The organism is Rheinheimera sp. UJ51 (genome assembly GCF_020819615.1).
In the GTDB taxonomy this organism is placed as follows: Bacteria; Pseudomonadota; Gammaproteobacteria; order Enterobacterales; family Alteromonadaceae; genus Alishewanella; species Alishewanella maricola.
The window spans coordinates 353,554-376,921 of the sequence record NZ_JAJHOG010000001.1; the positions used below are offsets into that span (position 1 = coordinate 353,554).

At 46.7% G+C, this 23,368-nt stretch carries 27 protein-coding genes; 15 read left to right on the plus strand and 12 right to left on the minus strand.

Going from position 1 to position 23,368, the window contains the following annotated elements; genetic code table 11:
- The first annotated feature begins 231 nt into the window (after positions 1-231).
- The 7 genes from metK to LMJ53_RS01585 all read left to right on the plus strand — a co-directional run bounded on the left by metK (position 232) and on the right by LMJ53_RS01585 (position 6,204).
- Entirely contained in the window at positions 232-1,380 is a 1,149-nt protein-coding gene (gene metK / locus LMJ53_RS01555; protein ID WP_229584471.1) for a methionine adenosyltransferase, read from the plus strand.
- Positions 1,381-1,567: 187 nt separating this feature from the next.
- The gene (locus tag LMJ53_RS01560) at positions 1,568-3,148 is read left to right on the plus strand and encodes an AbgT family transporter (protein ID WP_229584472.1); all 1,581 of its coding nucleotides are present in this window, start codon (positions 1,568-1,570) and stop codon (positions 3,146-3,148) included.
- Between the two features lie 105 nt (positions 3,149-3,253).
- The gene (gene rsmE, locus LMJ53_RS01565; protein ID WP_229584473.1) at positions 3,254-3,982 is read left to right on the plus strand and encodes a 16S rRNA (uracil(1498)-N(3))-methyltransferase; all 729 of its coding nucleotides are present in this window, start codon (positions 3,254-3,256) and stop codon (positions 3,980-3,982) included.
- An 11-nt stretch (positions 3,983-3,993) separates the two neighbouring features.
- Positions 3,994-4,956 carry a glutathione synthase gene (gshB, locus tag LMJ53_RS01570; RefSeq protein WP_229584474.1) on the plus strand — a complete coding sequence of 321 codons (963 nt, stop codon included), beginning with the start codon at positions 3,994-3,996 and terminating at the stop codon, positions 4,954-4,956.
- 18 nt (positions 4,957-4,974) lie between these two features.
- Entirely contained in the window at positions 4,975-5,532 is a 558-nt protein-coding gene (locus LMJ53_RS01575; protein ID WP_226751864.1) for a YqgE/AlgH family protein, read from the plus strand.
- Complete coding sequence (gene ruvX / locus LMJ53_RS01580; RefSeq protein WP_229584583.1) at positions 5,532-5,951, plus strand: Holliday junction resolvase RuvX; 420 nt, start codon at positions 5,532-5,534, stop codon at positions 5,949-5,951. The genes LMJ53_RS01575 and ruvX overlap by 1 nt, the downstream gene beginning before the upstream one ends.
- Positions 5,935-6,204, plus strand: a complete 270-nt coding sequence (locus LMJ53_RS01585; protein ID WP_226751862.1) for a DUF1653 domain-containing protein — start codon at positions 5,935-5,937, stop codon at positions 6,202-6,204. The genes ruvX and LMJ53_RS01585 overlap by 17 nt, the downstream gene beginning before the upstream one ends.
- 55 nt (positions 6,205-6,259) lie before the next feature.
- On the opposite strand, the gene LMJ53_RS01590 is transcribed toward LMJ53_RS01585, so the two are convergent.
- Complete coding sequence (locus tag LMJ53_RS01590; protein WP_229584475.1) at positions 6,260-7,132, minus strand: tRNA/rRNA methyltransferase; 873 nt, start codon at positions 7,130-7,132, stop codon at positions 6,260-6,262.
- A 155-nt stretch (positions 7,133-7,287) separates the two neighbouring features.
- Positions 7,288-8,202 (minus strand): LysR family transcriptional regulator, encoded by a 915-nt coding sequence (locus LMJ53_RS01595; protein ID WP_229584476.1) that lies wholly within the window; start codon positions 8,200-8,202, stop codon positions 7,288-7,290.
- Between the two features lie 111 nt (positions 8,203-8,313).
- Between LMJ53_RS01595 and LMJ53_RS01600 the strand changes: the two genes are divergently transcribed.
- From LMJ53_RS01600 to LMJ53_RS01620, 5 genes are all read left to right on the plus strand, one after another.
- Entirely contained in the window at positions 8,314-9,300 is a 987-nt protein-coding gene (locus tag LMJ53_RS01600) for a zinc-dependent alcohol dehydrogenase family protein (RefSeq protein ID WP_229584477.1), read from the plus strand.
- A gap of 81 nt (positions 9,301-9,381) precedes the next feature.
- A complete protein-coding gene (locus LMJ53_RS01605) occupies positions 9,382-10,224 on the plus strand; it encodes an SDR family NAD(P)-dependent oxidoreductase (RefSeq protein ID WP_229584478.1) in 843 nt (280 codons plus the stop codon).
- 12 nt (positions 10,225-10,236) lie between these two features.
- A complete protein-coding gene (locus LMJ53_RS01610; RefSeq protein ID WP_229584479.1) occupies positions 10,237-11,070 on the plus strand; it encodes a DUF4437 domain-containing protein in 834 nt (277 codons plus the stop codon).
- 177 nt (positions 11,071-11,247) lie between these two features.
- Complete coding sequence (locus tag LMJ53_RS01615; RefSeq protein ID WP_229584480.1) at positions 11,248-12,087, plus strand: 23S rRNA (adenine(2030)-N(6))-methyltransferase RlmJ; 840 nt, start codon at positions 11,248-11,250, stop codon at positions 12,085-12,087.
- A 2-nt stretch (positions 12,088-12,089) separates the two neighbouring features.
- Positions 12,090-12,869 (plus strand): S1/P1 nuclease, encoded by a 780-nt coding sequence (locus LMJ53_RS01620; RefSeq protein WP_229584481.1) that lies wholly within the window; start codon positions 12,090-12,092, stop codon positions 12,867-12,869.
- A 27-nt stretch (positions 12,870-12,896) separates the two neighbouring features.
- Here the strand turns inward: LMJ53_RS01620 and LMJ53_RS01625 are convergent, their stop codons facing one another.
- Both LMJ53_RS01625 and LMJ53_RS01630 read right to left on the minus strand, forming a co-directional pair.
- Positions 12,897-13,442 (minus strand): hydrolase, encoded by a 546-nt coding sequence (locus LMJ53_RS01625; RefSeq protein WP_229584482.1) that lies wholly within the window; start codon positions 13,440-13,442, stop codon positions 12,897-12,899.
- A gap of 54 nt (positions 13,443-13,496) precedes the next feature.
- Entirely contained in the window at positions 13,497-13,820 is a 324-nt protein-coding gene (locus LMJ53_RS01630) for a DUF440 family protein (protein WP_226751857.1), read from the minus strand.
- 93 nt (positions 13,821-13,913) lie between these two features.
- On the opposite strand from LMJ53_RS01630, the gene rlmA reads away from it, so the two are divergent.
- Complete coding sequence (gene rlmA / locus LMJ53_RS01635; protein WP_229584483.1) at positions 13,914-14,717, plus strand: 23S rRNA (guanine(745)-N(1))-methyltransferase; 804 nt, start codon at positions 13,914-13,916, stop codon at positions 14,715-14,717.
- Here the strand turns inward: rlmA and LMJ53_RS01640 are convergent.
- The gene (locus LMJ53_RS01640; RefSeq protein ID WP_229584484.1) at positions 14,714-15,910 is read right to left on the minus strand and encodes a serine hydrolase domain-containing protein; all 1,197 of its coding nucleotides are present in this window, start codon (positions 15,908-15,910) and stop codon (positions 14,714-14,716) included. The genes rlmA and LMJ53_RS01640 overlap by 4 nt on opposite strands.
- A 197-nt stretch (positions 15,911-16,107) precedes the next feature.
- A complete protein-coding gene (locus LMJ53_RS01645) occupies positions 16,108-16,521 on the minus strand; it encodes an MAPEG family protein (protein ID WP_226751854.1) in 414 nt (137 codons plus the stop codon).
- 217 nt (positions 16,522-16,738) lie between these two features.
- Between LMJ53_RS01645 and LMJ53_RS01650 the strand changes: the two genes are divergently transcribed.
- Positions 16,739-18,805, plus strand: coding sequence for a site-specific recombinase (locus tag LMJ53_RS01650; protein ID WP_229584485.1), 2,067 nt, complete (start codon positions 16,739-16,741; stop codon positions 18,803-18,805).
- Positions 18,806-18,940: 135 nt separating this feature from the next.
- A complete protein-coding gene (locus LMJ53_RS01655; RefSeq protein ID WP_226751852.1) occupies positions 18,941-19,537 on the plus strand; it encodes a thymidine kinase in 597 nt (198 codons plus the stop codon).
- 24 nt (positions 19,538-19,561) lie between these two features.
- Here the strand turns inward: LMJ53_RS01655 and LMJ53_RS01660 are convergent, their stop codons facing one another.
- Genes LMJ53_RS01660 through LMJ53_RS01685 form a run of 6 tightly spaced genes read right to left on the minus strand, consistent with a single transcriptional unit; the run spans position 19,562 to position 23,367 of the window.
- Complete coding sequence (locus tag LMJ53_RS01660) at positions 19,562-19,867, minus strand: EscU/YscU/HrcU family type III secretion system export apparatus switch protein (protein ID WP_226751851.1); 306 nt, start codon at positions 19,865-19,867, stop codon at positions 19,562-19,564.
- Between the two features lie 17 nt (positions 19,868-19,884).
- Positions 19,885-20,322: a DUF2802 domain-containing protein gene (locus LMJ53_RS01665; protein WP_229584486.1), complete on the minus strand. Its 438-nt coding sequence runs from the start codon at positions 20,320-20,322 to the stop codon at positions 19,885-19,887.
- Positions 20,322-20,816 carry a chemotaxis protein CheW gene (locus LMJ53_RS01670; protein ID WP_229584487.1) on the minus strand — a complete coding sequence of 165 codons (495 nt, stop codon included), beginning with the start codon at positions 20,814-20,816 and terminating at the stop codon, positions 20,322-20,324. The genes LMJ53_RS01665 and LMJ53_RS01670 overlap by 1 nt, the downstream gene beginning before the upstream one ends.
- On the minus strand, positions 20,809-21,624 hold the full coding sequence (locus tag LMJ53_RS01675) for a chemotaxis protein CheW (RefSeq protein ID WP_229584488.1): 816 nt from the start codon (positions 21,622-21,624) through the stop codon (positions 20,809-20,811). Before LMJ53_RS01675 ends, LMJ53_RS01670 begins: the two co-directional genes overlap by 8 nt.
- Before the next feature lies 1 nt (position 21,625).
- Positions 21,626-22,402 (minus strand): ParA family protein, encoded by a 777-nt coding sequence (locus tag LMJ53_RS01680; RefSeq protein ID WP_229584489.1) that lies wholly within the window; start codon positions 22,400-22,402, stop codon positions 21,626-21,628.
- Entirely contained in the window at positions 22,402-23,367 is a 966-nt protein-coding gene (locus tag LMJ53_RS01685; RefSeq protein ID WP_229584490.1) for an OmpA family protein, read from the minus strand. Before LMJ53_RS01685 ends, LMJ53_RS01680 begins: the two co-directional genes overlap by 1 nt.
- Between the last annotated feature and the right edge of the window lies 1 nt (position 23,368).

A 23,368-nucleotide genomic window follows, 5' to 3' on the forward strand; every position in this document is an offset into this window, starting at 1 on the left:
TGATCTAAAAACAGCGAGTGGCGTAATTGACGGAAAGAAAGACGTCTGGGCGTCAAATATTACTGGTAATCAGCCGCGGTTTTCACTAAAATTAGCGGCTATTTTTTTGGCGCCCATCACTTTGCAACCTGCACTGGCATAGCTTGCCGGTACAACCTTTTGCAAATAGGCGTAATTTTAGACAGGCGCTTTGGCGCATTCCGCATTAACCAACGTGGTGGAAAACAACTAATGGCACAACATATTTTCACGTCTGAGTCAGTTTCTGAAGGACATCCGGATAAAATTGCCGATCAGATTTCAGACGCAGTGCTGGATGCAATATTACAACAAGACAGTAAAGCACGTGTTGCGTGTGAAACCTTCGTTAAAACCGGTATGGTACTTGTGGGTGGTGAAATCACTACTTCAGCTTGGGTTGATATCGAAGAGCTCGTTCGCAAAACCGTGCGTGAAATCGGTTATACCCACTCAGACATGGGCTTTGATGCTGACTCTTGTGCAGTGTTAAACGCAATTGGTAAACAATCTCCTGACATTAACCAAGGTGTTGACCGTGCCGATCCAAGCGAGCAAGGCGCAGGTGACCAAGGTTTAATGTTTGGCTATGCAAGCAACGAAACCGATGTTTTGATGCCTGCTCCTATTACTTATTCTCACCGTTTAGTACAGCGTCAGGCGCAAGTACGTAAAGACGGTACTTTACCGTGGTTACGTCCCGATGCAAAATCGCAGTTAAGCTTTATTTATGAAGACGGTAAGCCCATCGGTATCGATGCAGTGGTATTGTCAACGCAGCATTGTGACACGATTAGCACCGCTGATTTACGTGAAGCCGTAATGGAAACCATTATTAAACCGGTATTACCGGCTGAATGGCTCACCAGCAAAACCAAATATTTTATTAACCCTACTGGCCGTTTCGTCATTGGCGGCCCAATGGGCGACTGTGGTTTAACCGGTCGTAAAATCATCGTTGACTCTTACGGTGGTATGGCACGTCACGGTGGTGGGGCTTTCTCAGGTAAAGATCCATCAAAAGTTGACCGCTCAGCGGCCTACGCTGCACGTTATGTCGCGAAAAACTTAGTGGCTGCCGGCTTGGCCGAGCGTCTTGAATTACAAGTGTCTTATGCCATCGGCGTAGCTGAGCCAACTTCTATCAGCTTAGAAACCTTCGGCACCAGCAAACTGAGTGAAGATGAGTTAATCAAACTGGTGCGTGAACATTTCGATCTTCGCCCACATGGTTTGATTGAAATGCTGCAACTGGAAAGACCGATTTATCTGCCTACTGCCGCTTATGGTCACTTCGGCCGCAACGAGTTCCCGTGGGAACAAACCGATAAAGCCGAGTTACTGCGTCAGTACGCAAAATAAGCAGTTGTTGTATAAAAACTAAAAAAAGGAGAGCTGAGCTCTCCTTTTTTCTTTTTTTAATGGCCGTTCAGCTGATTTGCCGCTTACCTGACGCCAAGTTTTGTGTATGATTATTGATTAGTTGTACCTTCCAGGGTCTTTCACTGAAACAGTGAGTACACAATAAAAAAATAAAAAAGGATATGTTATGTCTGAACAAACCGCAGCCAATAACAATGGCTGGATGAATCGTGCGCTCAATACGATTGAGGTGGTGGGTAATAAATTGCCCGATCCTGCCGTATTATTTGCATTGTTAATGGTGATTGTTTGGGTAACCTCGTGGTTACTGTCTGGCGTGAGCTTTGATGAACTGGACCCTCGCTCTGGTCAACAAATTGCCATAGTCAACTTGCTTTCGGGTGAAGCGTTAACGAACTTCACCTCCAATATTGTCAATACCTTTGTCACCTTCCCGCCGCTGGGTGTGGTACTGGTTGCGATGCTAGGTTTAGGCGTTGCCGAATATACCGGTTTTATTAATGCTGGCCTACGCTCAATTTTATCCGTTACCCCGAAAATGCTACTGACCCCAGTTCTTGTTGCGGTAGGTGTACTCAGCCACGTTGCAGTTGATGCAGGCTATGTGCTCGTGGTACCGCTTGGCGCAGTGATATTCTATGCTGCAGGTCGTCATCCATTAGCCGGTATTGCTGCCGCCTTCGCGGGTGTATCCGGCGGCTTCTCTGCCACCTTTTTTGTGCCTTCAAGCTTAGATCCATTACTGGCCGGCTTAACGCAAACCTCAGCACAAATTCTTGACCCCAGCGTCACCATCAACCCGCTTAACAACTATATCTTTACCACCGCTTCAACCTTTTTGATTGTTGCCATTGGTTGGGTGCTGACGGATAAAGTGATTGAACCTCGGTTGAAAAGTACTAAAGTTGATGGTGATACGTCACAAATGGTGACAATGGAAGCCTTAACGCCTAATGAGTCTCGTGGTTTACGAGCCGCAGGCTTATCGATGTTAGCGGTTATCGCCTTACTTGCCCTGAGTATCGTGGTGCCAGAGCAAACGCCATGGGCAGCAAAACCAGAAGAGGTATTAGCCGGTGTAAACCCATTGCTTACTGCCGCCGCACCACTGATGAAATCGATTGTGACTATTATATTTGTCTTCTTCTTAGTGCCAGGTATTGTGTATGGCTATGTGTCTGGCTCGGTAAAAAATCACCGTGATGTGGTCAAAGGTATGAGCCATGCCATGAGTGGTATGGGCTATTATATTGTGATGGCGTTTTTCTGCGCCTTGTTTTTATATGCTTTTAACCAGTCTAATCTGGGTGTGTTACTCGCGTTAAAAGGCGCCAATGCGTTAAAAGCCATGGGCTTGCCTTTGGGTATGACGCTGGTTGGTATCGTGTTCTTGTCGGGTTTTGTTAACTTAGTCGTGGGGTCAGCTTCGGCTAAATGGGCTCTGATTGGCGCGATTATGGTGCCCATGCTGATGGAATTGGGTATTTCACCTGACTTAACCCAAGCGGCTTATCGTGTGGGTGATTCCTCAACTAATATTATTACGCCACTGCTACCCTACTTCCCGCTGATCGTGGTGTTTTGCCAGAAATACGTGAAAAATAGCGGTATCGGCACCCTAGTGGCGCTTATGCTGCCCTTCTCGGTCGTGATGCTGGTGCTTTGGACGGCCTTCTTACTGGGCTTCTGGGCGTTAGATATTCCGCTGGGCCTCGGTTCAACTTACGAGTACGTGCCAGTGCGCTAAGTTGTTTAACGCCACTTTGCAAAACCGCTGCTCGCAGCGGTTTTTTATTTTGAACCCGCAGCTCAGGCTGCTAACATTAACGCTTTTAGCATCGGAACCGCCGGCATGCGTATACCTCGTATTTATACTCCTCAAACTTTAAGTGTTAATCAAACACTGCTTCTTGATGATGACGCAGCAAATCACGTGTCTCGCGTGTTACGCATGCAAACGGGCCAAGCCATACAACTCTTTAATGGCGATGGCTTTAATTACGACAGCCACATTGTTGATGTCAGCAAAAAGCAGGTGCAGGTACAGGTTGTGGCACAACAGGCTAACCCGGTTGAGTCACCGCTATCTATTCACTTAGGTCAGGGTATTTCACGCGGCGATCGCATGGACTTTGCCATTCAAAAAGCCGTAGAGTTAGGTGTGACTGAGATTACCCCCCTGTTTACCGAACGTTGTGGCGTAAAACTGGATGGTGAACGTTTGGCTAAACGTAACGAGCAATGGCAAAAAATTGCCATAAGTGCCTGTGAACAAAGTGGTCGCAGTGTTGTGCCAAGGGTACATTCGGCGATTTCTTTAGTGCAATGGCTGGCCCAACAAACAAAAGAATTAAAACTCACCTTGGATCCGCGCGCCAGCGCCACCATTAAAACATTAAGTCCAGCGCAAACAATTCGGCTGGTTATTGGCCCGGAAGGCGGCTTTACGGATGCCGAAGTTATCGCTACGGCCCAAGCTCAGTTTACGGGTATTCAGCTCGGACCGCGCATTTTACGAACAGAAACGGCTGCACTAACCGCCATTAGTGCCTTGCAATTGCAATTTGGCGATCTTGCCTAAGGTTAAATGTTATGACGATAAAACTGGGTATCGTGATGGACCCCATCAGCCAAATCAACATCAATAAAGATTCCAGCTTTGCCATGCTGCTGCAGGCGCAAAATCGTGGTTATGAAATTCATTATATGGAAATGGCCGACTTGTATTTATTACAAGGTCAAGCGCGTGCCCGCACGGTTACGCTGCGGGTACAACAAGATCAACAAAGCTGGTATCAATTTGGTACTGAACAAGATATCGCCTTGAGCGAACTTGACGTGATCCTGATGCGTAAAGATCCCCCGTTTGATACTGAATATATTTATGCTACCTACATGCTAGAGCGAGCAGAAGACTTGGGGACCTTAATCGTCAACAAGCCACAAAGTCTGCGTGATGCCAATGAAAAACTCTATACCAGCTGGTTTAGTCAGTTTACGCCTAAAACCTTAGTTAGCCGTGATCCCGCGCGGTTAAAAGCCTTTTATAAAGCTGAGCAAGATATTATTTTGAAGCCGTTGGATGGTATGGGCGGCGCATCGATCTTCCGCTTACAACCGGGCGATCCGAATATCAGTGTTATCATTGAAACGCTCACTGAACATGGCAGTCGTTACGCTATGGCCCAACGTTTTATTCCAGAAATTACCCAAGGTGATAAACGAATATTGGTGATCGATGGTGAACCTGTGCCATACTGCTTAGCAAGGATCCCTGCTTCAGGGGAAACACGCGGCAATCTGGCTGCGGGTGGTCGAGGTGAAGCTCGAGCCTTGTCTGAAACCGATTGGCAAATCGCTAAAGCCATCGGTCCAACACTAAAAGCCAAAGGGTTAATCTTCGTCGGCCTAGATGTTATCGGCGATAAATTAACTGAAATCAATGTCACCAGTCCAACCTGTATTCGGGAAATCGAAGCCGCTTTCCCGATCAGTATTACCGGCATGTTGTTTGACGCCATTGAACAGCGCCTGGCAGCACGCTTAACGCCGTAATGATATCGCGGAGGTTGTATGCAAGGATTTCAGAACCATTTTCTCATCGCTATGCCTGCCTTGGACGATCCGATGTTCAAACGCAGTGTAACCTATGTTTGTGAGCACAATGATGAAGGCGCTATGGGTATTGTTATCAATCACCCTCTCCCGGTCAGCGTGGCTGATTTATTAAAACAACTCGAAATAACCTTTGATGCCGACAGCCCGGTGGCCAGTAGCCAAGTTTGTGCTGGCGGGCCGGTACAGAGTGATCGTGGCTTTGTATTGCATACCGCTAAACCGGGCTATCATAGCAGTATGCCATTGGAAAACGGCTTAATGGTCACTACCTCAAAAGATATTTTGATGGATTTAACCACCGCCGCTGCGCCAGAGAAGTTTATTTTGGCGCTGGGCTATGCCGGTTGGACCGCCGGCCAGTTAGAGCAAGAAATTGCAGATAATAGCTGGCTAGTAGTGCCTGCCGATAATCATATCATTTTTGATTTGATCCATGCTGAAAAATGGCAATCCGCAACCGCGGCCATTGGCATTAAACCTTGGCAATTAACCAACGAGGCTGGCCACGCTTAATGCAACATCGCACCATTTTATGTTTTGATTATGGCACCAAAAGTATCGGGGTCGCTGTCGGTTCAGAATTAACCGGCAGTGCTACCTTACTTCCTGCTTTAAAAGCGCGTGATGGCATTCCGGAATGGGAGCAGATTGAGCGCTTAATAAAAGACTGGCAACCGCAGTTATTGTTAGTCGGTTTACCGCTTAATATGGACGGTACTGAGCAAGACTTTACCGTGCGAACACGTAAATTCGCCAACCGCCTCCATGGCCGCTTTGGTTTAGCCGTTGTGCTTCATGATGAGCGCTTATCCACCGCAGATGCGCGCAGTAGACTATTTGCAGAAGGCGGTTACCGTAATCTGAGTAAAGACAAAGTAGACAGCTTATCGGCACAAATCATTTTTGAGGGCTGGCATGAACAACAACACTAAGCCTGACTTGCCACAAGGCTATTATCAACACTACAAAGGGCGTTATTACCAAGTTGTTGACTTGGCTATGCATAGCGAAACCGCCGAATGGCTGGTGATCTATCGTGCGCTGTACGGCGATTTTGGCCTGTGGGCTCGCCCCGCCACCATGTTTAGTGAAAACGTTGATATTGCTGGCGAACTGATCCCGCGCTTCAGTTATGTTGGCTCAACCTTACCCAAAGCACTAAGCTCACTGGCAAATACCCCTTAACGATGTACAGCAGCGACGCTAATAATCGTCGCTGTTACCCATACTACAACGCGCGCTAACCTTGTTGCCGATACCACTCACCCAGAATTAAGCTTGCGGCCACACTCACATTAAGCGATTCCACTTTACCGGTGCCGGGTATTTGCAGCGCGATATCGGCGTTTTTCGCGACATGTTGCGATACACCAAACATTTCTTCACCAAACACAATCACCACTTTGGCCGGTAATGGCGTGTTATATAACGAGTTGCCGCCATGGCTAGAGGTGGTAATAAGCGTATAACCCGCCTCTTTACAAAGCTTCAGCGCCAGTGGCAGATTGTCGCAACTTAAACCATCCACAAATTCACCGCCGCCTTCAGCGGTGCGTAGCGCCGCGCCCGATTGTAATAACTCAGGCTGCTTCATAATAATGCCGCCCACGCCAAAATGGGCACAGCTGCGGGTAATGGCGCCTAAATTATGCGGATTACCTACACCATCTAACGCCAGCAAACAATCTTGTTTGCGGCCTTTCTGTTGTAAATAGTCAGCAAGTTTTTGCTGCGTTTTACGTTTTACCAGCAGCACTATGCCACCGTGATGGCCACTGCCGGCTACTTTTTCAAGCTCGGCATCATCAACAATATGGTAGGCTTTTTTCGCTGCGGCTAAATACTTCATTACATCGGCGAACTTCGGGGCAAGTTGCTGCGAAATATACAACCTAATCACGGCTGCTGGCCGCTGAGCAAATAATACCCGACACGCGTTTTCACCGTACACTTTACTTTCATCGCTTTGCACGGTTTTTGGCGGTTTGTTGGTACGCACTTTCGCCGCATCTGGCTGACGTTTTGCTTTATTGCTGGCAAATTTATCGGTTTTGGCCCAAGGCTTTTGCAATGGATCAGTTGGCTTAGTGCCTCTTGGCTTTTGTGCTGACATAACAATTCCTGCATGTGCCTAATGGCATCAGTTTACTAGACAGAATTTTAACAGCTGCAGCACAACAATACTTGTGTTTTATCGAGGAAAATCCAGCTGGGCATACGCTATCAGTTCACTGCAAAGCGTTAAAGCAAAGGCATTAAGCCGCTGTATTAACTTTCTTTGTCGGCTAACGCCTGATCCCAAAATGGAGGCTGACCAAAATAGTCACTAAAAAAAGATATAAAGGCCCGCACCTTAGGCGCTAACTGCCTTGAGCTTGGATACACTGCCCAAATCGCAGTATCAGAAATTAACGGGTAATCAGGCAGCACCCTCACTAATTCACCGCGTAATAAATGTTGATAAGCACTCCAAGTTGAATTGATGGAAATACCCAAGCCGTTGACACAGGCATCACGCAAGGCCTCACCATTATCGGTATTAAAATTGCCTTTAGCTTTAATACTGATCTGACGCTCGGCCGCCTGAAAATGCCAGCGGTCTAATCCCATTAAGGTTAAGCAATTATGGTTGGCTAAATCCTCAGGCTTCTCAAGTGCTGCTGCCTGCGCTAAATACGCAGGTGCAGCACAAAGTACGCGCTGATCGGTGGCCAGTTTACGGGCAATTAAACTGGAGTCCTTTAACTCGGAATTTCGTACTGCGATATCAAAACCCCCTTCTACTAAGTCAACAATGTTATCGGATAACTTTAAATCGATTTTCAGTTGTGGGTAGTTTTGCATAAAAAGCGTTAACCCTGGCAGTAAATGCATACGCCCAAACGAAGCCGGTGCCGCTATACGCAAGGTGCCACTGGGTAACACACTGCCCGCACCTACCGCGGCTTTAGCCGCTTCAACGCTGGCTAACACATCTTCCGCATGCTGTAAAAAAGCTTGCCCTTCTTCGGTTAACGCCACTTTACGTGTGGTTCGGTGCAATAAGCGCACGCCTAAACTTTCTTCAAGCTTACTGATATGGGCACTGGCCACAGCTGGTGATAACCCCAACTCGCTCCCCGCCAAACTAATATTATTAAGCGCCGCAACACGGACAAATAAGGTTAAATGCTCAAGATTCATTATCAATTAAAACTAAAAAGTCATTCATTATTTATAGGCATTATCAACATCATTAGCAAGCAATATACTTACTGTGTTGGCGAAATAGCCGTTAAATCTGGAGAATAACCTATGAAAGCGATGCAATTATATCAATTCGGTGGCCCTGAGGTATTTGAACTGTCAGAGGTGGCCATACCGCAACTGCGCGCCGGCCATGTGTTAGTGAATATTAAAGCGACCAGCGTCAATACCGTGGATACCATGATCCGCCAGATGGGGCCCGAGTTACCTTTATCACCCGCCGCGCCTGCAATTTTAGGCATGGATTTTGCCGGTGTTATTAGTGCGGTGGGTGAAGGTGTCACCGATTATCAGGTTGGCGATGAAGTGTATGGCTGTGCCGGTGGTTTAGCCGATTTACCCGGCGCTTTAGCCGAGTATATGCTGGCAGATGCCAACCTTATTGCGTTAAAACCGAAAAACTTAACTATGGAGCAAGCTGCCGCGCTGCCGTTAGTGGGCATAACTGCTTATGAAGGTTTAATGCGCGCAGGGGTTGGCAAAGATCAAAAAGTATTAGTGCATGGTGGCTCTGGCGGTGTAGGTCATATCGCTGTGCAATTAGCTAAGCATTTTGGCGCTAAAGTGTTTGCTACCGGCGGTGGCGATAAGCAAACGGCATTGATTGCTAAGTTAGGGGCGACTGCCATTAATTATAAAACCGAAACCGTCGCAGATTATGTGGCTCAACATACTCAAGGTGCAGGCTTTGATATTGTGTTTGACTCGGTCGGTGGAACCAATATGTTAAAGTCGTTTGAAGCTGCCGCTTTAAATGGTCACGTTGCCTCAACCGTAGCCATGGTGGAATTGGATCTGTCCTTGGCGCATTTTAAAGGCTTGTCGTTACATGTGGTGTTTATGCTGATCCCGATGCTGCATCATTTTAAACGCGCGCAGCATGCGACTATCTTAAAACAACTGGCCACACTAGCTGAAGCTGGTGAATTGACGCCCGTACTCGATACCGAGACATTCACCTTAAGCCAAGCGGGTGCTGCACACGCTCGCCTCGCTAGCGGTCAGGCGATGGGAAAAATTGTCATCAGCATCTAGCAGTTATGCTTTGTTACGTACGCTAGCCAACAAAACGGGCTAAGCGTACGTGTTCTGCCAACTTAAACAAGGATATTGGGGATGAAAAACATCTTAATCACCGGTGCGACCGACGGCATTGGTTTAGCCACCGCAAAGCAATTGGTATTGCTTGGGCATAACCTGCTAATACATGGTCGCAGCGCTGAAAAATTAGCTCACACCCAAGCATTGCTGCAATCCATAGCACCACAAAGTACTATTTCCAGTTATTGTGCTGATCTCTCGAATGTCGCGGCAACGCAACAATTGGTTGCAGGGATTAAACATCACCACTCGACCTTAGATATCATTATTAATAATGCAGGGGTGTTCAAAACCGCAACGCCGCTAACCTCAGACGGTTTTGATATGCGGTTTGTCGTCAATACCTTTGCCCCCTATTTCATTACTCACCAATTACTACCTTTGCTGGCCGATACTGGCCGGGTGATTAATTTATCCTCTGCAGCACAGGCTTCGATTAATATCAACGCTATGCTTGGCCAGGCTAACCTTGCGGACGCATTTCAAGCTTACGCACAAAGTAAACTGGCCTTAACCATCTGGTCTACCGAATTAGCTAAAAGCCTAAAACCCAGCCAAGTGATGTTGGCCATCAATCCCGGCTCATTATTGGCCAGTAAAATGGTAAAAGAAGGTTTTGGTGTTGCTGGTCATGATCTAAGTATTGGTGCCGACATTTTAACTCGGGCAGCTTTATCTGCAGAGTTTGCCAATGCTTCTGGCCTATACTATGACAATGATAATCAGCAATTTACCGCACCGCATGTCGATGCAAATCAGCCGAAAATAGTGCACCGTTTAATGCATGCTTTGCATGAAATACTTACCACACACTATCACGTTAAGGCGCCCGTTACCGCGGTCAAGCCAGTTTTTTAACGAGGAAACATCATGCTGAAACTTCCATTACTGCTTTGCTCTAGCTTGATTCTCAGTCACTTATGCTGGGGTCTTAATGCCAAAACCACAGTGGCAAATATTGATGTTGTGGCGGTTGAAGACATTAGCTGGGGTTATTTAAATCCCGCCCGAGCAGCCAAAGGCCCTAGTGCCGCAGATTTGTGGGGCGATCGCACGCAGAATACGCCGTCAGGCATTTTATTAAAATTCCCAGCGGGTTTTAGCTCGCCGCCACATATTCATAATATTTCGTATCGCGGTGTCGTGATTAAAGGCCAGTTGCATAACGATGATCCTAGTGCGGCAACGATGTGGCTCCCCGCAGGCGCCTATTGGACACAGCCTGCTGGTGAGGCTCATATTACCGCAGCAAACCAACAGATAAATATGGCTTATATTGAAATCAACAGCGGGCCTTATCTGGTGCAACCGACTACGCTGGCATTTGATAATGGCGAACGCCCCATTAATGTTGATCCCTCTAATCTGGTTTGGTTAGATGCCACTGAGTCTTCTCGACTTTCTGGAACCCCAGCTAAAATGGCTTACCTGTGGGAAGAAAATACAGCTTCAGAAGCTCATGGGAGATTACTAAAATTACCCGCCAATTTCAGTGGTAATATCAAAACGCAGGCTGCCAGCTTTAAAGCTGTGGTAATCGCAGGATCAGTTCAGTTAACTGCACCCACTGCCACAAAAGCTTTATTACCGGGCAGCTACTTTGGCACTGACAGCGCGCAGACCTTTGCCATTAATGGTCACCCAACTGAACAGACGTTGCTATACATTAATGCTGAACAGCCTTACCAAGTGGCGATAAACTAGGTAGCAATCTCGCCTCAAAAAATGGGGCGAGCTGCACTTCAACAACTCAGTTATGGATAATTGCCGAACACCATACTAAGCACCCGTTAACATGATAGCTAGCATGCGGTATTACTTGTTTTTTTAGGCTAACGCAGTATCCTTGGCGCCTTAAATAGCAACGCAAGGCTCTTTTTTATGCTCAGTTATCGTCATAGCTACCATGCGGGTAATCACGCCGATGTGGTAAAACATCTTACCGAGGTAGCCATCTTAGAGTACCTGCTAAAAAAAGATAAACCGCTGTGTTATCACGATACGCATGCCGGTGCGGGCCTGTATAGTTTGCAAAGCGAACACGCGCTAAAAACCGCTGAATACCAAGGCGGTATTGCTAAACTTTGGCAATACCCAGCGCAAAGCTCCTTGTTAAAACGCTATATTGCGCTAATTAACCAACTTAACCCCGATGGCGAACTGGCTTTTTATCCGGGCTCACCCAAAATTGCCGCGTTAATGCTGCGCAGTGACGATCATATTCAAGCCACTGAGCTGCATCCTACCGACTTTCCGGTGCTGAAAAGCCAGTTTGTGCGCCGCCGTTATACGCGTATTGAAAATACCGATGCTTATGCCGGCTTTAAAGCCATGCTGCCGCCCTTGGTCAAGCGCGGTTTAGTGTTAATTGACCCCCCTTATGAGTTAAAAACTGAATATCAAGACTTGGTTACAGGCTTACAAGAAGCCTATAAACGCTTTCCGCAAGCGACCTATGCTATTTGGTACCCGGTGATTGAACGTAGCGCGGTAGAGGCCTTTATAAATAGCCTTGTTGCTACTGGCATTAAAAATCAGTTACGTATTGAGTTTAATTTACATGCCGATAGCCAGGGGCATGGCATGACGGGCAGTGGTATGTTGGTGATTAATCCGCCTTACACCTTAGCCGAGGACATGCAAGCGGCGTTAAACGAAGTGCAACAACAGATCGGTGAAGCGGCCAGCCGCTTTAGAATTACTCAACTGGTTGGAGAATAAGTATGCGCAGTTTTTTAGTGTTATGTGCACTGTTAATCAGCTTCAATAGCTTTGGTTTTGGGCGCACGGGGCATGCGCTGATCTGTAATATGAGCTTACAATTACTGTCGGTACAAACCCAACAGCACGTGGCGAGCTTAGTTGCCGCCTCACCCCATACCGAATTCGCCAGTGCTTGCGCCTGGCAAGATGAAGTGCGCAGTGAAGAGGAATATCGTTGGAGTGCGCCCCATCACTACGTGAATATGCCGCGCCCAGAACAAGAAATTAAGCATGAACACTGCCCTGAACAAGGCTGTATTTTATCGGCCATCGCCGATATGCAGCAGCGTTTAACCGCAGATGCGACTGACTGGCAAGCTTTGTTATTTTTAGCGCATTATCTGGGTGATTTACATCAGCCACTGCATGTCAGTTATGCCGATGATCTTGGCGGCAATCGCACTGCTGTATATTTTTATAACCCAGAAACGCCGGCTAATTTACACGGCATTTGGGATAGCAGCATGCTGCACAAGCTAGGTTATGACGAAGATTACCAGAGACAAGAATGGTTATTTTTGCAAATTAACCCAGAAAACACCGCGCTGTGGCAACAAGGCAGCGTGTTAGATTGGGCAAATGAATCAGCACGGTTAACCTTTGATATTTATCAGCATTATCGGCCAGGCATGTTAATTGACGACAGCTATTTAGCGCAGTATCAAGCGACGTTAGAGCAGCGTTTACAACAAGCTGCAGTGCGATTGGCGCTTTTGCTAGAACAGCTGCTCGGTCAATAAGGTTTTCGCCTTAAAGCAACCAAACGGTTATTTGATCCACCCTTTGCTAATTTGCCGGAACAACTCTGTTCCGGCGCGCTCTAGCCATTCAAAGGCTAACATTTCCTTACTGATCACCACCGCACCGGCTTGTTGCATGCGGCTAAGCGCCAACTGTTTGTTTTCAGGCGTACGCGAGCCGACTGCTTCGCTAACCAAATACACTTGATAGCCGGCAGCAAGTAAGTCCAGCACCGTTTGCAACACACAAACATGGGCTTCAGTGCCAAGCACCACGACTTGTGGCCGTTGCTGTGCGGCAACAGCCGCAACAATCTCGGGTTCACGCATAGCACTAAAATGAATTTTTTCATGCACGGCGCCACTAGGAAGTAACTCGAGCAATGAGGGGATAGTATGACCTAAGCCAGCAGGATACTGTTCTGTCGCCATTACCGGCACGTCACATAAGCTGGCAATTTGTAACACCCAAGCGGCAGCCTGACTCAGCTGCGCCTGATCAGCAATTGCTGGAGCCAATTTGCTTTGGATATCAATCAGCAAAACCTGACTCTGTTGTACCTGCAATAACATAAAGACTCCTTTACTAAACCTTTTAGCTAAAACACCCTTGCCGAATCATCCGTTTTATTGCCCACGCCACAACGCATGGCATAGGGTCTCATGTTTTTCGCGACTTAACAAAATACGGGCTAATACCAAGTCGGCACTGCCGTTCTCGCCCGTCACACCAATTTGGGCTTCGAAGTGCAGTTCCGGTTCAAGCTCTTGGTTGACCGTATCTAGCCAATCCGCTCCTGGCACCACCAAATCGACATAGCCGCGTGCTTCATAATGCTGTTGATAAAACTGATAGTCTTCAGCAGATAGGTTATCGGCTGCTAATTCTTCAAATATATCAAAGGCATGGTCACATAATTCATCTAAAGACCACATTTCCAATTCTTGCATAGATCCCCCACATAATTTGCCGCAGTATACCAAGGCTTTGCGGCGAAAGCTTGCCTGCTGCTACAATAGCGTTTTTGCTATCTTGGTTTAACTATGTACCTGTGCCCACTGTGTCAACAAGCTTTAGTTCTGAATAATAAACAGTATCAGTGTGTCAATCGACATAGTTTTGATCAGGCTAAAGAAGGCTACGTTAACCTGTTGCCAGTACAGCAAAAAAACTCGCAAGATCCGGGTGATAATAAAGAGATGATGCAAGCCCGCCGCGCATTCTTGCAAGCCGATTGGTATCGGCCAATGGCCGAGCAAGTTGGCGCCCTGTTACAACCTCTTCAAGCCGCTAAATTGTTGGATCTAGGGTGCGGCGAAGGCTATTACAGCCATCTGTTACAGCAACAATTAACTCTCGAAGAACAGCATGGTATCGATATTTCAAAAAGCGCCATTCGCTCGGCAGCAAAACAGTATCCACAGGTTCATTTTGCGGTCGCTAGTGCCTATAGCTTGCCTTTTGCCGCCGGCTATTTTGATGCTATAGTGCGTATTTATGCACCCTCTTTAGCTAGTGAGCTGAGCCGTGTGCTCAAAGTGGGTGGTCACTTACTTACCGTTACCCCCGCCCCTGAGCATTTACTGCAACTTAAACAAGCGATTTATAGCGAAGTGAGGTTGCACAGTGATGCCGTTACTGAAATAACACATTTTCAGCATGTTACAAGAGAACGGTTGAGTTTTCAGCTAACGCAGTTAACGGCAACCGATTTAATGCAGTTGATCACAATGGTGCCATTAGGCTGGAAGTTCAGTGCTGCAGTTAAAGCAGAATTACTGGCGCAAGCGCCAGCAATTCAATGTGATTTCTATTTAGATTTATATCAGAAAGTCGCGGCGGCTTAACAGTTAGCCGCTTTTTTTGTACTGTTTTTCTCAGGAAGTTTGCAACCTGCCAGTAAACTGGCTTTGTCTTCTTTTTGCATTGCCGTAAACATGGTAGACCAAAAATGCGTGCTTAATTCCGCAACCACATTCGATTCCGCATTTAATAAAATCACCAAACCCAACTCACGATCTTTAGAATACGCTAACTCGGCACGAAAGCCTTGAACCCAACCACCGTGATACACCAGTTGCTCTTGACCAAACTGATAAACGCGCCAGCCCAGGGCATAATGGGCATCGGTAATATGCTCACGCCACTGACGACGGCGCAGATCGCGAACCGTGCGTACCCGCTTGTTGGTCATATACTGCAGTTGTTCGCTATTTAGCACCTCGGGGTTATAACCTAATTGCGCAATTAACCAATAGCCTAAATCGATAGCACTGGCATTGACCCCTGCGGCCGGTGCAAAACGATAGTAACTTTCGCTAACGGTACGTGGATACCATTTACCTTTAGCTTTCACATGCGGAATGGCGCGATTTTCAGTATCTAAAAACCCCTGATAGCCCACCGATGCCGTTGGCATATGCAGCGGTTCAAAAATATTCTGCCGTAACAAACTGGCATAATCTTGCGAGGTCGATTGCTGCATAATGGGTTCAATTAAACTGAACAAGACATTTTGATAGCCATAACACTGGCCGGGTGTACACAGCGGATCTAACTTTTGAAATTGCGGTAAAATACGTTCAGGCTGAAAATTAGCCTCAATCAGGTTGTCATAAGCATTGGCAATCACCCCAGTGCTTTGCGACAGCAAATGTTCTACTTTTAATTTATTATTAAACGAGCGCGTTTTAAACGAAAAATCAGGCAAATAGCGATTGACCGGATCATCCCATTTAAAGTGACCTTGCGATGCGAGAATACTGGCTAAACCGCCGGCGAAGGTTTTAGAAACAGAAGCAATCCGAAATACGGTAAAGGCATCAACCGGTAGCTTGCTACCCACTTCACGTACACCAAAACCTTTGGCACGAATAATCTTATTTTTATAGACAATAGCATAGGCAGCACCAGGCACTTGCTGTTGCTGTACTTGTTCTTGGAAGAACTGGTCGAATTCTTTTAATTGTTCTGGCGAGGGCTCGGCAAAAGCTGCAAAGCTAGCACCTAAACATAACAAACCGCATAACGCTTTTAGCAAAATAACCTCATCTACTACTGATCTACCGCTATAAGGCAAATCAAGGGTTAGTCTTGGTTAATCATAGCAGCTAAACCCCAGTGTACTCTAGGGTTAGTTCTGCGTTACCTGCTATTTTTGTTTTGTCGGTTAAGGCGCTAACCCTTTATTTTCAAGCCTAAGTACAAGCCGGTGTATTTTATTAACAAATGCACAAATTATAATGCCAATAGCAGCAAACGGCCCCAAATCACCCACAACACCACACAGCCTAAGACAAATAACCGAAAACGTGGACGCAAGGTATTGCTACCAATATGCACCACGGTATGTGCGATACGTAACAGCACAAAGGCCGTGCCCAGCAACAAAAAGGTTAAATCGGCCAAACCAAACTGCAGTATAAATAACACACTAAACAGATACAGCATGGGCATCTGAAATTGATTATCGAAATTACGGCCGGTCGCTATGACTTGTTGATCCGCGCCACGTAAATCCATGGTTTGAAAAGCGGCCATGTTAATTTGTTTGTTACGGGCCGCTTTAAAACGTCGCCGTCCCATCAGAACCATGACCACGCTGGTCAGCACTACTTGCGCAAAAACGGTCAATAATAGCCACTTTTCCATCTTTTATTTCCTTAAATCAACGATATTGTTGCTGGGCAGTATGCCTGTTTTAAGGTAAAACAACCATTAAAGGTCATAAGACTAATGTAAATTTAAACTACGCAAGCCAGTAGACACTGCGGTATCATAAGGGCGCACTGGCAAATGCTGTGGCTATGCTGAGCAAACAGCTTATGAAAACGATGCAGTAAAAGCTTGTTTAGAGTATGAGGTGTTAATGGATAAATTAAATGCGCTGATGCTCGTTCGCGCTTTGGCCGCTGAAAAAGAAGGATTACCCCTGCTAAAACAATTAGTGGGTTGGGTAAACGAGTCACGCTTTAGCTTTGAGCGTAAAAAACGCGCTAAAAAATTATTAGAAACACTGCAACAAAATCTCGCTGAAAGCGAAATGATTGCCAATAACTTGTTCAGTTGGCTGTGCAGTGTGCACATCTATCCGGCATTAGTCAGCCTTGGCGTATTCTCGCGTCGCGGTTTTTTTCGCGAATTATCAAGCCGTCTCTATGAAAAAGTGAACCCAGCACCGCGCGATCTGAGCGAATTAAAAGATGTGCTGGCCGAAGTCTTTAAAAACATTGTTATTGATGATGAAGAGCATGTTGATGGCACTGGCTTGTTTACTGAGTTCAGCAGCTTTTTTCTAAGCGTAGTTAGCAAAGAAAAGCTAACGGCATTTGAAGAGCACATGCATGAAGATGCCTTGTGCGCACTGGAAATGCTCAGTGTCTGGATCGCTGCAGAAGAGATGGAACCGGATCTGATGCGATTGGATAAGCGGCTCAACAACATTGATTCCGCATTTATTGCGCTGCATCGTGAACTGAATATGTTAGTGGGTCATTATCGGCAAAAACAACCGGATGTGGAATTACCGCTCTACGACTGTGCACATTACATCGTGATGGTTGAGCAATGCTATGAGCAAATAGACCGCTTAAGACGCCGTGCGGCAGCAGCAGGCAGCACGGTGGCAGTGTCTCATCTGTTAGAACGCTTAGAGCAAACGCTAAGCCGGATAGAACAATTAGTGATATTGATCACCGGTCAGGATCGCGCCGAGCTGCACCGACATACTTTAGAGTTAACCGAGCAGTTACTGTATACCAGCCGCGAGAAAAAAAGCGTGCGTGCGCTCTGGCGCAGCAGTACTCAGCTGTTATCGAAAAGCATCAGCGTGAACAAAAGCAGTCATGGTGAACATTACATCACCCGCGATAAAAGCCAATTTTTTGGTTTAGTGGCCTCAGCCGCAGGTGCAGGCGTGATTATTGCCGTGATGGCACTGATTAAAATTCATATCCAAGCACTGGGGTTATCCCCTTTCTCTACCGCTGCGCTGGCCAGTTTAAATTATGGCTTAGGTTTTGTGCTCATTCATATGTTAGGCCTGACTGTCGCCACCAAGCAGCCAGCTATGACTGCGGCCAGTTTTGCCGCTGAAGTTGAAAAAGGTGAAAACGGCCGGGCAGCCCATAAAAAACTGGCAACCCTACTGATTGACGTAAATCGATCGCAGTGGGCTGCAGTATGGGGTAACGTCAGTATTGCCGTGATAACCGCTTCAATTATTGCCTTGAGCTTTTGGTATTGGCAAGATCGCCCCATTTTAGATGCTGCGGCGGTGTCTTATCAGTTAGATGCCATCTCGCCTTGGCATGGCTCACTGTTTTTTGCGGCTATTGCGGGGGTTTGGTTATTCTGCTCGGGTATTATTGCCGGTTTTTTTGAAAACCGCGCCAATTACCTTGAATTAAATTTACGGCTATACCAACACCCCTTACTAAAAAGGCTGTTACCGCAGCGCGCGCGTAAAGCTTTTGCCGAATATTGGCATGAAAACTATGGCGCCTTGGCCGGTAATTTCTTTTTTGGTGTGTTATTGGGCATGACCAGCTACTTAGGCTACTTGCTTGATCTACCGCTGGATATTCGGCATGTCGCCTTTGCTTCAGCCAATTTAGGCTACAGCACAGTCGATGGCGATTTGGGGCTCTTCGGCTTTTTGTTTTATCTAGTGATGGTGTTATTAATTGGTTTTGTTAATTTGTGGGTGAGCTTTACTCTCGCCCTAACCGTGGCACTGCGCGCCCGCGGCACGCAAATTGGTAAGTTTTCGTTGTTACTAAAAAGTGTGATCGATCAAATCAAACAAAACCCGTTGAATTTATTCTTTCCGATAGTGCAACCCGCTAAACCAACACAAAACAATAAAAAATCAGATGACAGCGCCGTTAAGCGCACAGAAAAACCCCAAGAAAGGGTTAAAACTGCGGATCGTTAACACCATACCAACGCCCTGCTGCCGGTCAATTTAAGCCGCAGCAGGCAAGAAAATTCAGCTAGTCACAAAGCGCAGCTAGCTGATTTTCTGCGGTAAGTTGCTATACTGCGCCGTCAGCATTTTTAGGGTACCGTAATGGCTCAATTGTATTTTTATTATTCGGCAATGAATGCCGGTAAATCCACTTCTTTACTACAAAGTGCCTATAACTATCAAGAACGCGGCATGACAGTGGCCATTTTTACCGCCGCTTTAGATAATCGCTTTGGTTTAGGTAAAGTCAGTTCGCGCATTGGTTTGGCCATGGATGCGCACATTTTTGATCACCAATTCGACTTTTTCACTACACTGCAACAACAAAAAGCCGCAGGCCGTTTAGATTGTGTATTGATTGATGAAGCGCAGTTTTTATCAAAAACACAAGTACGGCAACTCACCGACGTAGTAGATGAGCTAAATGTGCCAGTATTGGCCTTTGGCTTGCGTACTGATTTCTTGGGGGAAACCTTTGCTGGAAGTCAGGCACTTTTAGCCTGGGCGGATAAATTGATTGAATTAAAAACCATTTGTCATTGTGGCCGCAAAGCGAATTTCGTGGTGCGCTTAGATGAACATGGCCAGGCTGCGACAGCGGGCTCGCAAGTACAAATTGGCGGTAATGAAAGCTATGTTTCGATGTGTCGTCAGCACTTTAAAGCGCTGGTATGGCAAAAACCAGAAACGGCTGAATAGCCTCAGCTACAAAGAACATGCAGCTTAGGCTTTTAGGTCAATACGCTGGTGAATGTTATGCCAGTTTTCAGGAAACTTGCCTTGCAGTACATAGGAGAAAGCAATTAACTCGGCGATAATCAGATACAAGGCCTTAGGGATCTGATCGCCTAATTGTAATTGGCTTAACAGCCGAGATAACTCGGCATCTTCATGTATTAATACACCGTGCTCACGCGCTAGGGCAATAATATCTGCCGCTAACTGGCCATGCCCTTTGGCAATAATAATGGGCGCGCCAGCACCGTCATATTTAAGCGCGGTAGCGCTTTGCTCTGGCTGATCACTCATAGCGACCTCTGCTTGGCTTAACCTTGTTTTTGTTGATGCAAATTGACCAGTAATTCAGCTTCAGCCCTAGGTAACTCGCATTCACGAATGATTTCTTCGAGATCCGCGCCCAGCTCCACCATCTTCATCGCTCGGCTATAAATTTTACTCTCTGGATCGCTTAGCGCAATCACTTGATGCTGTTCGTGTAGCTCAGCTAATTGGTTTTTTAAGCGCTGTTGCGACTCTTGTAAATTGAGTACGCGCTGACCAACACCGATTACACCTGAGCGCAGCTCTTCTAGCTCGGCCTGCGCTGTAGCCGCATGTTGCTGGCTGCTCTCTAGCTGAGCACTCAGTAAAGCCACTTTACGCTCAACTTGCGCCAAACGCTTACGCAGCCATAAGGCCATTAGCAGCACACTGACTATGACTAGGCCTAACAACGGCCAAACTAACCAAACGGGTATGTTCATCAAAGGCTGTTAATCTCGTCCCATTCTTCATCGTTCAGCATTTTATTCAAATCAACCAAAATGAGTAACTCGCCTTCGCGATTAGCCACACCTTGAATAAAACGCGCACTTTCATCGGTACCGACATTCGGGGCACTATCCACCTCAGACTGTTTTAAATAAACCACTTCGGCGACACTGTCGACCAAAATACCAATCACTTGCTTTTCTGCTTCGATAATCACCACACGGGTATTATCGGTGACTTCGGCTGGCGGTAAACCAAATCGAGCCCGCGTATCAATAACGGTAACAACGTTTCCGCGCAAATTAATGATGCCCAGTACATACTCTGGTGAGCCAGGAACCGGTGCGATCTCACTATAACGCAACACCTCTTGCACCTGCATCACATTGATGCCGTAAGTTTCTTCCTGCAAACGGAAGGTTACCCATTGCAACACTTCGTCGACAACCTGTTTTTTATCTGCCGACTGGGAAACTTTATTACTCATCTACAGCTCCTTGTGCTCTAATTCTGCGGGCGTTGATATCGAGGCCTTGGTTAAGCAAAGCGATTAACTCGTCAACTTCAAGTAAGACACACATATGTTCTTTGATCAATCCGGCCATCCACGGGCGTTTGCCTTCGTGTTCACGCCATTTCACTTCTTCAGGCTCTAAGCTAATGGTATCAATCAGGCTTTCACAACACAGCCCCCAATTACTCGACCCTAACATAATGAGATAATTATAGTTTAACTCTTGCGCCAAGGTTTCGTTATATTTTTCTGGCATAACCCAACGTGCTGTGTCGACCACATTGATTTTTTGTTCACGATACAACATCACGCCACGAAACCAATTGGGTTTACCAAACAAACTGGTGATAGTACTAAGCTCGTGAATACCACCAAGCTCAGTCAAAGGTACCGCGACTTTTAAACCGGCCACATTAAAAAATAACGCTTGAAAACGGCCTTGCCGATAGGCTTTCGCCGTTGTATCGGTGGCAGCGGTAACGGTATTTGTCGCTAAACGCTGTGCTATGGGGATTGCTCTATTACTGGTGAGCTCAGCGGGCTGCACGGCCAATTTAGCCGGCGCTAAAACGGGTTCAACCGGCGTTTTTACACTAACCGAAGGGGCGGCTGGTACAGCAACGGGCTTCGCAGTAACGGCTTGCGCCAATAAGGTGTTTAATTCAGTACGTTGTTTTTCCGCAACAGCGCGACCGGCTAACTCTGCGCTCTCATCATCTTCGGTTAATAACGAATCTAAATAGCTTTGAATCACTTTTTGACTGGCAATTAACTGGCTCATGTTAAGCCTCCGGCGCTAATTGCAGTAAATAAGTCAGCAACGTATTGTAGGCAAATACACCACGGGCATTGCTGGCAAACATATGCGGGGGCGTTTGTGCTAACGACGCATCGCGAAACTTCGTATCTATTGGCACCACAGAAGACCACACTTGATCCTGATACGTCTCTTTTAACGCTTTAAAAGCTTCTAGCGAGGCTCGGGTGCGTTTGTCGTACATAGTGGCAATAATAGTATAGGCTAAAGCTTGTTTAGAGCCGCGCATTAACGCCATGGTGGCAATCATTCGCTCTAAACCTTTCAGTGCCAAAAACTCGGTTTGTACCGGTATTAACACGCGCTGACAAGCCGCCAGCGCATTGACCATTAAAACCCCCATCACCGGGGGGCAATCAATCAGTACATAGTCGTAATCGGCGGCAATTAACTGTAAGGCTTTTTTCAGTAGTAAGCCCATCCCCCCTTTATTGCCCATGGCACGATCGAGGGTCGCTAACGACATGGATGCGGGCAGAATATCTAAACCTTCAGCCTGAGTCGGGCACAGCGATTGTAAGATTTCTTCACGGGTAATCTGTTCACCGCGCATAAAAATATCAAACACGCTCACTTCCAGCTCTTCGGCATCAATACCAAAATAATAGGTTAAAGAAGCATGGGGATCGGTATCCACCAACAGCACACGATGACCGCGCTCGGCCAATAAGCCACCCAGCGTCACTGTGGTGGTGGTTTTACCTACTCCACCTTTTTGATTTGCGACTGTCCAAATAACCACTATTCAGGATCCTGTCCTTGCGGCACGGCGTCGGGATTTTCCTGACGCGTTGTAATACGTATCCCGCCCCCAGGTAAAGCAATAACTTGAATAGAACCATCTTCTTGAGTGACTTGTCGCAGTTGCTGCTCTAGGGCGGCATCTGCTTCTGGGCTTGGCTGTTCGGGCCGATAGCCATAACGAGAAATGGCAATCACCACTTTACGATTTTCAGCACGGCCGCTGGCGGTACTGTTATCGGCACTGGGATAATACTGACCGAAGCCTTCAATCGCCATGCGATGCGACGGCGTACCAGAGTCTTCTAATAAGCGTAGCACTGAAGTGGCACGAGCAACGGATAATTCCCAATTAGATGAAAACACTTCATTGCGGATAGGGATATTATCAGTATAGCCTCTAACTCTTAAAAAATTATTGATTGGATTAATAATTTTACCAATTTCTTTTAACAAGGTACGGGCTGACTCTGTTGCAGTGGCGCTGCCTGACGCAAATAACAACCCGCTGTTTAGCTCGATCACCAACCAATCTTCATCTTGCCGAAGCTTAGCGACCCCTTGTTCAATTAAATTACTGAGCGCCTGTGTCAGTTCTTGCTCTATCGATTGTAAGGCGCTGCCTAAGAAGCGTTGTCTGACATCAGATAACGTCGCGGAGTCGGCAACCAGTTCAGGCCCTTGCGCCGGTTCGAGGGACGTGCCGTACAACGGAAAATCGCTCTGTTTATTGCTTAACGGTAATAAAGTCTCACCGGTGGCGGCGGTTTGGTTTTTGGCCGTTTTATCAAATACTTTGGTTATAGAATCGGTGAGTACGCTAAACTCTTCGTTTTTGACTAAAGATAACGCATAAAGCACAACAAATAAGGCGAACATTAAAGTCATGTAGTCAGCATAGGACACCAGCCAACGATCAAGATCTTCACGTTCAGTTTGTTGCTGAGAACCTCGATGCCGATACATA

Excerpts from the sequence above, each read along its gene's own strand:
- metK (WP_229584471.1), top strand. The coding sequence starts at position 232 with ATGGCACAACATATTTTCACGTCTGAGTCAGTTTCTGAAGGACATCCG.
- LMJ53_RS01560 (WP_229584472.1), top strand. The coding sequence starts at position 1,568 with ATGTCTGAACAAACCGCAGCCAATAACAATGGCTGGATGAATCGTGCG.
- rsmE (WP_229584473.1), top strand. The coding sequence starts at position 3,254 with ATGCGTATACCTCGTATTTATACTCCTCAAACTTTAAGTGTTAATCAA.
- gshB (WP_229584474.1), top strand. The coding sequence starts at position 3,994 with ATGACGATAAAACTGGGTATCGTGATGGACCCCATCAGCCAAATCAAC.
- LMJ53_RS01575 (WP_226751864.1), top strand. The coding sequence starts at position 4,975 with ATGCAAGGATTTCAGAACCATTTTCTCATCGCTATGCCTGCCTTGGAC.
- ruvX (WP_229584583.1), top strand. The coding sequence starts at position 5,532 with ATGCAACATCGCACCATTTTATGTTTTGATTATGGCACCAAAAGTATC.
- LMJ53_RS01585 (WP_226751862.1), top strand. The coding sequence starts at position 5,935 with ATGAACAACAACACTAAGCCTGACTTGCCACAAGGCTATTATCAACAC.
- LMJ53_RS01590 (WP_229584475.1), bottom strand. The coding sequence starts at position 7,132 with ATGTCAGCACAAAAGCCAAGAGGCACTAAGCCAACTGATCCATTGCAA.
- LMJ53_RS01595 (WP_229584476.1), bottom strand. The coding sequence starts at position 8,202 with ATGAATCTTGAGCATTTAACCTTATTTGTCCGTGTTGCGGCGCTTAAT.
- LMJ53_RS01600 (WP_229584477.1), top strand. The coding sequence starts at position 8,314 with ATGAAAGCGATGCAATTATATCAATTCGGTGGCCCTGAGGTATTTGAA.
- LMJ53_RS01605 (WP_229584478.1), top strand. The coding sequence starts at position 9,382 with ATGAAAAACATCTTAATCACCGGTGCGACCGACGGCATTGGTTTAGCC.
- LMJ53_RS01610 (WP_229584479.1), top strand. The coding sequence starts at position 10,237 with ATGCTGAAACTTCCATTACTGCTTTGCTCTAGCTTGATTCTCAGTCAC.
- LMJ53_RS01615 (WP_229584480.1), top strand. The coding sequence starts at position 11,248 with ATGCTCAGTTATCGTCATAGCTACCATGCGGGTAATCACGCCGATGTG.
- LMJ53_RS01620 (WP_229584481.1), top strand. The coding sequence starts at position 12,090 with ATGCGCAGTTTTTTAGTGTTATGTGCACTGTTAATCAGCTTCAATAGC.
- LMJ53_RS01625 (WP_229584482.1), bottom strand. The coding sequence starts at position 13,442 with ATGTTATTGCAGGTACAACAGAGTCAGGTTTTGCTGATTGATATCCAA.
- LMJ53_RS01630 (WP_226751857.1), bottom strand. The coding sequence starts at position 13,820 with ATGCAAGAATTGGAAATGTGGTCTTTAGATGAATTATGTGACCATGCC.
- rlmA (WP_229584483.1), top strand. The coding sequence starts at position 13,914 with ATGTACCTGTGCCCACTGTGTCAACAAGCTTTAGTTCTGAATAATAAA.
- LMJ53_RS01645 (WP_226751854.1), bottom strand. The coding sequence starts at position 16,521 with ATGGAAAAGTGGCTATTATTGACCGTTTTTGCGCAAGTAGTGCTGACC.
- LMJ53_RS01650 (WP_229584485.1), top strand. The coding sequence starts at position 16,739 with ATGGATAAATTAAATGCGCTGATGCTCGTTCGCGCTTTGGCCGCTGAA.
- LMJ53_RS01655 (WP_226751852.1), top strand. The coding sequence starts at position 18,941 with ATGGCTCAATTGTATTTTTATTATTCGGCAATGAATGCCGGTAAATCC.
- LMJ53_RS01660 (WP_226751851.1), bottom strand. The coding sequence starts at position 19,867 with ATGAGTGATCAGCCAGAGCAAAGCGCTACCGCGCTTAAATATGACGGT.
- LMJ53_RS01665 (WP_229584486.1), bottom strand. The coding sequence starts at position 20,322 with ATGAACATACCCGTTTGGTTAGTTTGGCCGTTGTTAGGCCTAGTCATA.
- LMJ53_RS01670 (WP_229584487.1), bottom strand. The coding sequence starts at position 20,816 with ATGAGTAATAAAGTTTCCCAGTCGGCAGATAAAAAACAGGTTGTCGAC.
- LMJ53_RS01675 (WP_229584488.1), bottom strand. The coding sequence starts at position 21,624 with ATGAGCCAGTTAATTGCCAGTCAAAAAGTGATTCAAAGCTATTTAGAT.
- LMJ53_RS01685 (WP_229584490.1), bottom strand. The coding sequence starts at position 23,367 with ATGTATCGGCATCGAGGTTCTCAGCAACAAACTGAACGTGAAGATCTT.